General features: G+C 70.2%; 9 protein-coding genes. 4 read left to right on the top strand and 5 right to left on the bottom strand.

The window, feature by feature from the left end; translation table 11 throughout:
* Nucleotides 1-1,032, bottom strand: a 1,032-nt coding sequence (locus M3C17_RS18135; protein ID WP_259979454.1) for an alanine racemase, incomplete at its 3' end; no start/stop codon positions are given.
* Nucleotides 1,029-1,733 (bottom strand): alanine racemase, encoded by a 705-nt coding sequence (locus tag M3C17_RS18130; RefSeq protein WP_259979453.1) that lies wholly within the window; start codon nt 1,731-1,733, stop codon nt 1,029-1,031. The genes M3C17_RS18130 and M3C17_RS18135, both read right to left, overlap by 4 nt.
* Before the next feature lie 80 nt (nt 1,734-1,813).
* Between M3C17_RS18130 and M3C17_RS18125 the strand changes: the two genes are divergently transcribed.
* A complete protein-coding gene (locus tag M3C17_RS18125) occupies nt 1,814-2,830 on the top strand; it encodes a sugar-transfer associated ATP-grasp domain-containing protein (protein ID WP_259979452.1) in 1,017 nt (338 codons plus the stop codon).
* A gap of 61 nt (nt 2,831-2,891) precedes the next feature.
* Here M3C17_RS18125 and M3C17_RS18120 read toward each other — a convergent pair whose 3' ends face one another.
* From M3C17_RS18120 to M3C17_RS18110, 3 genes are all read right to left on the bottom strand, one after another.
* On the bottom strand, nt 2,892-3,584 hold the full coding sequence (locus tag M3C17_RS18120; protein WP_259979451.1) for a coenzyme F420-0:L-glutamate ligase: 693 nt from the start codon (nt 3,582-3,584) through the stop codon (nt 2,892-2,894).
* Nucleotides 3,584-4,825: an RNA polymerase sigma factor gene (locus tag M3C17_RS18115; protein ID WP_259979450.1), complete on the bottom strand. Its 1,242-nt coding sequence runs from the start codon at nt 4,823-4,825 to the stop codon at nt 3,584-3,586. The genes M3C17_RS18120 and M3C17_RS18115 overlap by 1 nt, the downstream gene beginning before the upstream one ends.
* Nucleotides 4,826-4,993: 168 nt before the next feature.
* A complete protein-coding gene (locus M3C17_RS18110; RefSeq protein WP_259979449.1) occupies nt 4,994-5,935 on the bottom strand; it encodes a proteasome assembly chaperone family protein in 942 nt (313 codons plus the stop codon).
* 113 nt (nt 5,936-6,048) lie between these two features.
* On the opposite strand from M3C17_RS18110, the gene M3C17_RS18105 reads away from it, so the two are divergent.
* The 3 genes from M3C17_RS18105 to sucB all read left to right on the top strand — a co-directional run.
* The gene (locus M3C17_RS18105; RefSeq protein WP_259979448.1) at nt 6,049-7,524 is read left to right on the top strand and encodes a leucyl aminopeptidase; all 1,476 of its coding nucleotides are present in this window, start codon (nt 6,049-6,051) and stop codon (nt 7,522-7,524) included.
* A 5-nt stretch (nt 7,525-7,529) separates the two neighbouring features.
* On the top strand, nt 7,530-8,903 hold the full coding sequence (gene lpdA / locus M3C17_RS18100; RefSeq protein ID WP_259979447.1) for a dihydrolipoyl dehydrogenase: 1,374 nt from the start codon (nt 7,530-7,532) through the stop codon (nt 8,901-8,903).
* 66 nt (nt 8,904-8,969) lie between these two features.
* A partial coding sequence (gene sucB / locus M3C17_RS18095; RefSeq protein ID WP_259979445.1) for a 2-oxoglutarate dehydrogenase, E2 component, dihydrolipoamide succinyltransferase occupies nt 8,970-10,758 on the top strand: 1,789 nt, incomplete at its 3' end.

Raw genomic sequence — 10,758 nt, 5'->3', positions numbered from 1 at the left:
CACCACGCGGCGGATCCGCGGGCTCAACCGTGTGAGGATCTCCTCGCCCACCGTGTCGATGCGCTCGGCGAGCGTGGTCGCCGACTCCTCGCCTCGCGCTCCCGGGCCGAACACCGTGACCTCGTCACCGACCGCCATACCGGGCCACCCCGCCACCTGTGTGAACAGCGGCCCGATCTCCGCGATCGGACGAGGCCCCATCGGTGTGCCGACCGCGACGCCGCGCAGCGTCGACGGCAGGCCGTCGAAGGCGCCCAGCGCGATCACGGCGCCGTCACCGTCGAGACGCTCGACCGGCGCGACCAGGCTCGCCGCCGGCCGCACGCCGTCCAGTTCCGGCCCATCGCCGGAGCGGATGCCGTAGCAGAAGGCACCGACCCTGGACACGCTGCCGCGCAGCTCCGGACGCCACCACGACGCGGCTGAGGCGGTGAGGTGGAGCGCCTCAGGGACCGCGCCGGAGTTTCCGGCCACCCTGACCGCATCCAGGAAGGCGGCCTGCGCCTCGTCGTCCTCCGCGTCGCTGGCCTCGGCGATGTGACTCCAGATCCCGGCCAGCGTGGCTGCGCCGGACGCTTCGGCCGCGCGCACCTCGGCGACAGCGGCGGGCCACTCCTCGGGCAGCAGCCCATTGCGATGCAGACCCGTGTCGATCTTCAGATGAACCCGCGCGCGGACACCGAGTGCTTCCGCGCGGGCGAGCACTCGCCGCAGGTACTCACTCGTACCGACGCCGAGATCGATGCTCTGCAGCAGCGCCTGATCGACCTCCTCGTTCGTCGACGTCGCCCACGCGAAGACCCGCGCATCCGGGCCCACGAGGCGGCGCGTGTCGACACCGCTGCGCACGTCGTAACTCCCGAACCAGGCGACGCCGGCCGCGAACGCCGTCTCGACGGCCCAGGTCAGGCCGTGTCCGTAGGCGTCGTCCTTCAGCACGAGCATCAGCTCGGAGTCGCCGAGCCGGTCGCGGACCGCCGCGATGTTGGACCGGAGGGCATCGGTGCTCAGGCGGAGTTCGGGGCGGCTCATGCCTCCCACCCCCGCTCGGCATGCGACCCCGCCACGACCACGAGCTCGGCGGGCGTCATCGACGTCACCTCGGCCCACCGCAGAACCGCGTCGGCGGCGGGACCTGTGCCGCCGAAGTAGGTGACCTCGGTTCCCACAGCCGCCTCCTCTCCTTCCAGGTCCACGACGCACACGTCCATGGCGACACGACCGACGATCGGGCGCAGCACGCCGTCCACCTCGACCAGGGCGCGATTGCCGAGGGCGCGCACGATGCCCTGTGCGTAGCCGCCGGTGACCAGCGCGACGGTGGTGTCGGCCGTCGCCCTGAACGTGTAGCCATACGACACGGCATCGCCCGCCCGCAGTCTCTTGGTCGACATGACCCGTCCCGTCAAGCGCATGACCGGACGCGTCGCGGCATGCCCGCGTGCGGTGGGAAGACCGTACAGCAGGGCGGCGTCGATGTCGGCGGCACCGTCGGTGACGGCCGCGATCCCCTCGAGCCGCAGCATCTCCGCCTCGCCGACCGAGTCGACGAGGACTTCCTCACCGCCCGCCGCCGCGACGGCGTGGGCGACGGCGAGGAGCCCGTGCCCCCAGGCGTCGCGCCGGAGGTCCGCGCGTCGCCCCCCCGCTTCCACGGCGACCGAGGCCGCCGCGGCCAACGCGGCCCGGGATATCAGCGCCTGAGGGAGCGCGCTGGAAGTCGTCTCACACACGTTTTCCAGCCTATCCTCCGCCTTCACAGGTCGACGGAGGCACCCCCCGTAGACTGGTGTTTCCCTACACCCGGAGCTTCATGTCACGCCTTTCTCTCGCGCCCCGCGTCCGCTATCTCCTCGGCCGAGCCCGCCGCATCGATGTCGGCTCCGTGCTGGAACGCGCGAAGGAGGCATCGGCGCAGCACGGCAAGCCCGTCCCGGCCGTCGTCGTCGACATGCTGTGGTCGGCGGCCCGCCACAACGTCGGGTTCCAGGACTACATCGACTACGACTTCGCGATGCTGAACCGCGCCGAGCGCGACACCTATATGACGCACCCGGTGTCCAACCAGCTGTCGCAGAAGTACGACCACCCCGACTATCGCGGGATCTTCCAGGACAAGATCGAGTTCAACCGCCGGTTCGCCGCGCACCTGCACCGCGAGTGGCTGGTGGTCGAGGAGGGCAACGCCGACGCGGTGCGAGCGCTCACGGAGCGGCTGGGCACCATCGTCACGAAGGAGCCGGTGGGACAGGCCGGCACCGGGGTCCACCGGTACCACGCCGCCGACGTCACCGACTGGGACGAGTTCCACCGCGGACTGCTGAGCCGCGGCGAACTGCTCATCGAAGAGGTCATCCGCCAGCACGACGATCTCGCCGCGGTGTGCCCGGGCACGGTGAACACCACGCGCATCACGGCCTTCTTCGACGGCGAGAAGGCGCACATCCTGGCGATGGCGCAGAAGTTCGGCCGCGGCGCCGTGAGCGACCAGATGACCTTCGGCGGCTTCTACACCATGCTCGACGAGAACGGGCACGCGGTGGGCCCCGGGTACGACTCGCACGGCCACGTGCATGAGACGCATCCCGACTCCGGATTCCGCATCGCGGACTTCCAGCTCCCCTACATGGACGAGGTCCGCACCTTCATCGACGAGGTCGCCCGCGTCGTCCCGCAGGTGCAGTATGTCGGCTGGGACGTCGTGGTCACGCCCGACGGTCCGGTGCTCGTCGAGGGCAACTGGGGAGCCGGGGTGTACGAGAACAAGCCCAGCGTCACCGGCATCCGCACCGGTCACAAGCCGCGGTACCGCGAGGTCATCGGCTTCTGACCCTGCACGACGAAACGCCCCCCGGATCACTCCGGGGGGCGTTCTCGCTGTGACGGGCGGGTCAGATCTCGCGGACGATGCCGAGCGGGGTGGACTCCAGTCCCTGCCCGAGCGGATTGTCGCCGAGGATGCGGACCAGCCGCTGCTCGCCCGCCTTGTCGAGGGTGGAGCCGAGGATGTTGCCGCCGAGATCGTTGATGTCGACCACGGCCACCTCCGCCTGACCGCCGATGAGAGCCTTCAGCCGTGCGGCGACGCCGTCCGGGTCCTTCGGCCCGAGGACGACCGCCTGGTTGTAGGGCGGGATGGTGTGCTTCGTCGGTCCGTCGATCGCACGGGCCTTGTCCCCCGCGATGCGGTAGAAGTCGCCCTTGCGTCCGAACGCCTTGGTCACGGCGGAGACCGCCGCGGCGAAGAGGATGCGCGGAGTGCCGCACTCCCGCAGAGCCATCTCCATCGTCTCCGGCATGCCGAGACCGATGCCGTACGGCGTGCGGGTGACGTACTTCGACAAGAACAGTGCGAGCTTGCGCGGCCGGATCTCGTCGAGGCGGTAAGAGCGCCCCTGCGTGATCGCCACGATCTTCTCGGTCACGAACAGCAGGTCACCGGGGCGCACCGCATCCTTCGCGTACTCCGTGATGATGGCGTCGAGGTCGTCCTCTGGCATCACGACACGGGTGCGCAGCGGGATGCGCGCGTAGCTCTTGCCGTCGACGCTCGTCGCGAGCGCCTTGCCGTCGTTCGCCTGCATCACTCGAGGTAATCCCGCAGCGACTGCGAGCGGCTCGGGTGACGCAGCTTGGCCATCGTCTTGGACTCGATCTGACGGATGCGCTCGCGCGTCACGCCGAACGTGTCGCCGATCTGGTCGAGGGTCTTCGGCTGACCGTCGCCCAGTCCGAACCGCATGCGGATCACGCCGGCCTCACGCTCGGAGAGCGAGTCGAGCAGCTGCTCGAGCTGACGCTGCAGCATCGTGAAGCCGACCGCGTCGGCGGGGACCACGGCCTCGGTGTCCTCGATCAGGTCGCCGAACTCGCTGTCGCCGTCCTCACCCAGCGGGGTGTGCAGGGAGATGGGCTCGCGCCCGTACTTCTGCACCTCGACGACCTTCTCCGGAGTCATGTCGAGCTCGCGGCTCAGCTCCTCCGGGGTGGGCTCGCGGCCCAGGTCCTGCAGCATCTGGCGCTGCACACGGGCGAGTTTGTTGATGACCTCGACCATGTGCACCGGGATGCGGATGGTCCGCGCCTGATCGGCCATGGCACGCGTGATCGCCTGACGGATCCACCAGGTGGCGTACGTCGAGAACTTGAAGCCCTTGGTGTAGTCGAACTTCTCGACTGCGCGGATCAGACCGAGGTTGCCCTCCTGGATGAGGTCGAGGAACTGCATGCCGCGACCCGTGTAACGCTTGGCGAGCGAGACCACCAGGCGGAGGTTCGCGCCGAGCAGGTGGCTCTTCGCGCGCTGACCGTCGCGAGCGACCCACTGCAGGTCGAGGCCGAGCTGGCTCGACTTCTCGGCGGCGGACATCGCCGACAGCTTCTCCTCGGCGAACAGACCCGCCTCGATCCGCATCGCGAGCTCGACCTCTTCGGCCGCGTTCAGCAGCGCGACCTTTCCGATCTGCTTCAGATAGTCCTTGACGGGGTCGGCGGTCGCACCGGTGATCTGCGTGGAGTAGACCGGGACGTCCTCATCGTCGTTGGACGAGATGACGATCGCGCCTGTCGGGAGGGGTTCGGTGAACGCCGGCTTGGCATCATCCTCCTCCTCGTCGCCCGCGCCGTCCTCAGCGCTCTCGGCGGCGGCATCGTCCTCCTCGACGACGTCCTCGGACTTCTTCTTCTTGCCCCCTCCGCGCTTGGCAGCGGCGCGCTTGGGCGCGGCAGGCTCGTCGTCGAGGCCTTCGACCTCGACGTCGGCCTCGACGGTGGGTTCTTCGGCGGCCTTCTTCGTCCGTGTGTTCTTCGTCGTGGCAGGAGTCACGTTTCGCCTTTCACGGAGCCGCTTGCTGGCCCCGGGACATTTCGGACACTAGTAAGACCCTTGTCAAGTCCGATGTTCGAAAACACCGATTGACAACGGGTCGGACTCCTAGTATCGCACACGTGTGGCGATGCGGACGCATTCCGCGGAACTTCGCGCAGATGCGTCTCAGCTGCGGCCCGGCTTGTCCTCGTCGCCGGACGGCCGCGTGGCCAGGTAGCGCTCCAGCTCCGCGGCCAGTTCGTCGGCGCTCGGCAGGTCCCGCTCGCTGAAGCCGCCCTCGTCGTAGCTGTCGTCCTCCGGATCGCGTCCCGCCATGTAGGCGTCGTAACGGCGCTCCAGATTGTGCACCATCTGCTGCAGCTCGTCGTTGGCGGCGACCTGCTCGTCGACACGGGCGACGTAGTCCTCCCGGCGTTCGCGGACGGCGTCCAGCATCAGGACAAGGCCGGTCGACGCCATCAGCTTCTCGGCCGCCGCGCTCACGGCATCGGGGTTCTCGGTCTCGGCGAGGTAGTGCGGCACCAGCAGCACGAAGCCGACCACCCGCTCGCCGCGCTCGGCGAAGCGGAACTCGAGCAGGTGCCCCGCGGTGGCGGGCACCTGGGTGCGGGGTCGCCACACGGAATGCGAGACGACGAGATCACGACGGTTGCCGCTCACGGTGGTCCCGATCGGTCGGGTGTGCGGAACCGGCATCGCGATCGAGTGCACCCAGTGCAGTCCGGACGCCTCGAACTCCGCGGCCAGGTCGAGCACCGTCTCCGCGAAGGCGTTCCAGGCGAAGTCCGGCTCGTAGCCCGCGAGCAGCAGGAACGGCCGCCCGAGCGCATCGGTCGCGAGGGACAGCTCCAGCCGCGGCGGGCGGAACTCGGTGAGGTGATCCTGGTCGAAGGAGATCACGGGGCGACGCGCCCGGTAGTCGAGCAGGACGTCGTTGTCGAAGACCGCGAGAGGCTGCGGAGAGGTCGACTCGCGCAGGTGGTCGATCAGACCGGACACCGCACTCCCGGCATCGGTGAAGCCGGTCAGAAGCACCACGAGGGGCAGACCGTGCGGCACCGTCGGCGCATTCGCGACGCGTTCGTGGATCTCTCCGGAGAAGGGCATGTCTCCATGCTACGAGCAGGGGTCAACGGGAGGCCCCGGGCCGTCTCGCTGAGAGCGAACACGCGGGCTCGCGCCGGACGGCCCGCCAGCGGCGGAGATCCTAGGATGGAGGCATGACGCTTCCCGTGCTCTCGCACACCCTCGATCAGTTCCCCGGAAGCGCTGCCGAAGCCGCAGTGCTCGTCGTCCCCGATCTCTCCGAGTCGACCGAGTCGCTGGCGGCTCTCCCCGGTCTCGCAGAGACGCTGGAGGGCATCGGATTCACCGGAGCCTCCGGCTCCTTCGCCCGCGTGTACGCGCCGGGGGTGACGACGCTCCCCCTCGCCGTCGTCGGTGCCGGCGCGACGATCGACGACGCGTCCGTCCGCAGCGCGGCGGGCGTCGCCCTGCGCTCGCTCACGGGCTTCGCGCACGTGGCGATCGGCTTCGCAGCGGGACTGGAGCGGCATGCCGCCGCCGCCGCCGAGGGCGCCGTGCTGGGCGGCTACCGCTTCGACGGCTACCGCACGGAGAAGGGCAAGCCGCGCGCGACCACCGTGACCGTGCACGCCGATCTCGACGACGCGACGGTGGCCCGCGCACAGACCATGGGCGAGGCGGTCGCCCAGATCAAGGACCTCGTGAACGTCCCGGCGGAGTGGCAGAGTCCCGCGCAGCTCGCCGAGAGCGCCGCCGACAGCGTCGCCGACCTCGACGTGACGGTGGAGATCCTCGATGAGGCGGCTCTGGCCCAGCAGGGCTTCGGCGGGATCCTCGGCGTAGGGCAGGGCTCCGACCGGCCGCCGCGCCTCGTGCGCCTCGACTACTCCCCCGCCGACGCGGTCAGGCACATCGCCCTGGTCGGCAAGGGGATCACGTTCGACACGGGCGGGCTGTCGCTCAAGCCCGCGGCGTCGATGGTCGGCATGAAGTTCGACATGGCAGGTGCGGCCACCTCGCTCGCGGCGCTGCGCGCGATCGCTCGCCTCGGCCTCCCGGTGCGTGTGACGGCCTGGCTGTGCATCACCGACAACATGCCCTCAGGGCGGGCGCTGCGTCCCGGCGACGTGATCCGCATCCTCGACGGCACCACGGTGGAGGTGCAGAACACCGACGCCGAGGGCCGCCTCGTCCTCGCCGACGGCCTGGTCGCGGCGAGCCGCGAGCACCCGGACGTCATCATCGACGTCGCGACCCTCACGGGCGCCATCGTGGCCGCGCTCGGCCATCGCCACACGGGCGTCTTCGGCGACGACGAGACCGTGGCGGAGTTCCTCGCGGCAGCCACGCAGGCGGATGAGCCGGCGTGGCACATGCCGCTTCCCTCGTACATGGAGGAGTCGCTCGAATCCCCCATCGCCGACCTGCAGAACGCGAACATGGGCGACCGGATGGGCGGCGCCTCGTTCGCCGGCCTCTTCCTGCGCCGGTTCGTCGGTCGCACGGCGGACGCCGAGGACGCCCCGCGCATCCCCTGGGTGCACCTCGACATCGCGGGGTCAGGCGAACACGCCGGCGCCCCGTACGGCTTCACCGAGAAGGGCCCAACGGGGGCGATGGTCCGATCGATCATCGCCTTCGCCGACGCAGCATCCCACACGGAGGCATGACACCGATGACAACCCACTCCTTCGACATCGTCGTCCTGGGCGGCGGCAGCGGCGGATACGCCGCAGCGCTCCGAGCCAGCGAGCTCGGCAAGTCGGTGGCCCTGATCGAGAAGGACAAGGTCGGCGGGACCTGCCTTCACCGCGGGTGCATCCCGACCAAGGCGCTGCTGCACGCGGCCGAGGTCGCGGATCACGTCCGGGATGCGGCCTCCGTCGGCGTCACTGCGACCATGGCCGGCATCGACCCCGCGGGTGTGCGCACCTACCGCGAGGGCATCGTGGCGAAGAAGTTCAAGGGGCTGGAGGGCCTCGTCAAGGCCAGGGGCATCACGACCGTCGCCGGTCTCGGCCGCCTGAACGCCGACCGCAGCGTGAGCGTGGGCGACGATGTCTACGTCGGTACGGACGTCGTGCTCGCCACGGGCTCCTACAGCCGCTCTCTTCCCGGACTCGACATCGGCGGCCGCATCCTCACCAGCGAGCAGGCCCTGGCGCTCGATGTCATCCCCGAGCGTGTGCTGATCCTCGGCGGCGGTGTCATCGGCGTCGAGTTCGCGAGCGTCTGGCGCTCCTTCGGCGCCGAGGTCACGATCGTCGAGGCGCTCCCGCATCTGGTCCCCAACGAGGACGTCGCGATGAGCAAGGGGCTGGAGCGCGCGTTCCGCCGCCGCGGCATCACGTACTCCCTCGGAGTGCGGTTCCAGAGCGCCACGCAGGACGAGACCTCCGTCACCGTCACCCTGGAGGACGGCACCGAGCTCACCGCCGACTACCTCCTGGTCGCCGTCGGGCGCGGGCCGGCCACCGCCGACCTCGGCTTCGAGGAGGCCGGGGTGACGCTCGATCGCGGATTCGTCACGGTCGATGAGGACCTGCGCACCGGGGTACCCGGCGTCTGGGCCGTGGGTGACATCGTCCCCGGTCTGCAGCTCGCGCACCGCGGCTTCCAGCAGGGCATCGCCGTCGCGGAGCGCATCGCCGGGCTCTCGCCGGTCTCCGTGCCGGACGCGCAGATCCCCAAGGTCACCTACTCCAGCCCCGAGGTCGCCTCCGTGGGCGTCACGGAGGAGGCGGCCATCGCCGCACACAGCGCAGACGCCGTCGCGTCGTACGAGTACAACCTCGCCGGCAACGGCAAGAGCGAAATCATCGGCACGGGCGGGCTGGTCAAGGTCGTCCGCCTGAAGGACGGTCCGGTCCTCGGCGTCCATCTGCTCGGCGATCGTGTCGGCGAGCTCATCACCGAGGGGCAGCTCGCCGTCGCCTGGGAGGCGCATCCCGAGGACATCGCCCCGCTCATCCACGCCCACCCGACCCAGAGCGAGGCCCTCGGCGAAGCCTTCCTCGCACTGGCCGGAAAGCCCCTGCACGCCCTCTGAGCACCAACCGGTGCCCGAGTCACTAAGCTAGACAAGCGTCATACAACTTCTGAAGGAGACTCAGTCATGAGCACATCCGTGGTCCTCCCCGCTCTCGGTGAGAGCGTCACAGAGGGTACGGTCACCCGCTGGCTCAAGCAGGTGGGAGACACCGTCCAGGCGGATGAGGGCCTGCTCGAGATCTCGACCGACAAGGTCGACACCGAGATCCCCTCGCCGGTCACCGGCGTGATCGAGGAGATCCTCGTGGCCGAGGACGAGACCGTCGAGGTCGGTGCCCTGCTCGCGCGCATCGGCGACGGCAGCGGTACAGCCACGTCCGGCGACGCTCCCGCCGCGGAGTCCGCTCCCGCTGAGCAGGCACCCGCAGAGCAGACCGCTCCGGCTGCCGAGCAGGCGTCCGCAGAGCAGGCCGCTCAGGCCGCCGAGGCACCTGCGGCCGAGCAGGCTCCCGCCGCGCCGGCCGCCGAGTCCGCGCCGTCGGGCGACACGACGGACATCGTCCTGCCCGAGCTCGGCGAGAGCGTGACGGAGGGTACCGTCACCCGCTGGCTCAAGCAGGTCGGGGACAGCGTCGAGGTCGATGAGGCGCTCCTCGAGATCTCGACCGACAAGGTCGACACCGAGATCCCCTCGCCCGTCGCCGGCGTCCTTCAGGAGATCGTCGCGGCGGAGGACGAGACCATCGAGGTCGGCGCCGTGCTGGCCCGCGTCGGCTCCGGCGCTGCTCCGTCCGCCCCCGCCGCCGAGGCTCCGGCTCCTGCCGCTCAGGCTCCCGCGGAGGCACCGGCCGAGTCCCAGGCTCCGGCCGAGGCACCGGCTGCCGCCGCCCCCGCTGCCGAGGCACCGGCCGCTCCGCAGCAGGCTCAGCCCGCTCCCGCCCAGCCCGCCCCGGCTCAGGCGGCTCCGGCACAGCCCGCGGCTGCTCCGGCCGAGCAGGCTGCACCCAAGCTCGCGCTCCCGACCGAGAGCGACAACCTCTACGTGACTCCGCTGGTCCGCCGCCTCGCCGCGCAGCAGGGTGTCGACCTCGCGACGGTGACCGGCACCGGTGTCGGCGGCCGCATCCGCAAGGAGGACGTGCTGAAGGCTGCCGAGACCGCATCGGCGACTCCGGCCGCCGCCGCGGCACCCGCCCCTGCCCCGCTCGAGGTCTCGCCGCTCCGCGGCACCACGCAGCCGATGTCGCGTCTGCGCAAGGTGCTCGCCAAGCGTGCGGTCGAGTCGATGCAGCAGACGGCGCAGCTCACCACGGTGGTCGAGGTCGATGTCACGGCGCTCGCGGACTACCGCGACAGCGTGAAGGGGTCCTTCCTCGAGAAGACCGGCGACAAGCTGTCGTTCCTGCCGTTCTTCGCTCTCGCGGCCGCGGAGGCGCTGCAGGCCTTCCCGATCGTGAACGCGACGGTCGACGGCGAGCAGATCGTCTACCCGGCCACGGAGAACGTGTCGATCGCTGTCGACACGGAGCGCGGTCTGCTCACCCCGGTGCTGCGAGACGCGGCGTCGAAGAACATCGCGCAGATCGCCCACGAGATCGCCGATTTGGCTGCCCGCACGCGGGACAACAAGCTGAAGCCCGACGAGCTCGCCGGCGGCACGTTCACGCTCACCAACACCGGTTCGCGTGGCGCGCTGTTCGACACCCCCCTCGTGTTCCTGCCGCAGTCGGCGATCCTCGGCACGGGCACCGTAGTCAAGCGCCCCGGTCTCGTGAAGGTCGGCGGTGCCGACGCGATCGCGATCCGCTCGTACGTGTACCTCGCACTCTCGTACGACCACCGCATCATCGACGGTGCCGACGCCGCCCGCTTCCTCGGCGCGGTCAAGGCGCGTCTGGAGTCGGCGCAGTTCG

It is taken from the genome of Microbacterium sp. p3-SID336 (genome assembly GCF_025143365.1).
In the GTDB taxonomy this organism is placed as follows: Bacteria; Actinomycetota; Actinomycetes; order Actinomycetales; family Microbacteriaceae; genus Microbacterium.
Note: the sequence above shows the minus strand (reverse complement) of the source record. Positions and strands in the feature narration are given on the sequence as shown.

Excerpts from the sequence above, each read along its gene's own strand:
- M3C17_RS18105 (WP_259979448.1), top strand. The coding sequence starts at position 6,049 with ATGACGCTTCCCGTGCTCTCGCACACCCTCGATCAGTTCCCCGGAAGC.
- M3C17_RS18120 (WP_259979451.1), bottom strand. The coding sequence starts at position 3,584 with ATGCAGGCGAACGACGGCAAGGCGCTCGCGACGAGCGTCGACGGCAAG.
- M3C17_RS18125 (WP_259979452.1), top strand. The coding sequence starts at position 1,814 with ATGTCACGCCTTTCTCTCGCGCCCCGCGTCCGCTATCTCCTCGGCCGA.
- lpdA (WP_259979447.1), top strand. The coding sequence starts at position 7,530 with ATGACAACCCACTCCTTCGACATCGTCGTCCTGGGCGGCGGCAGCGGC.
- M3C17_RS18110 (WP_259979449.1), bottom strand. The coding sequence starts at position 5,935 with ATGCCCTTCTCCGGAGAGATCCACGAACGCGTCGCGAATGCGCCGACG.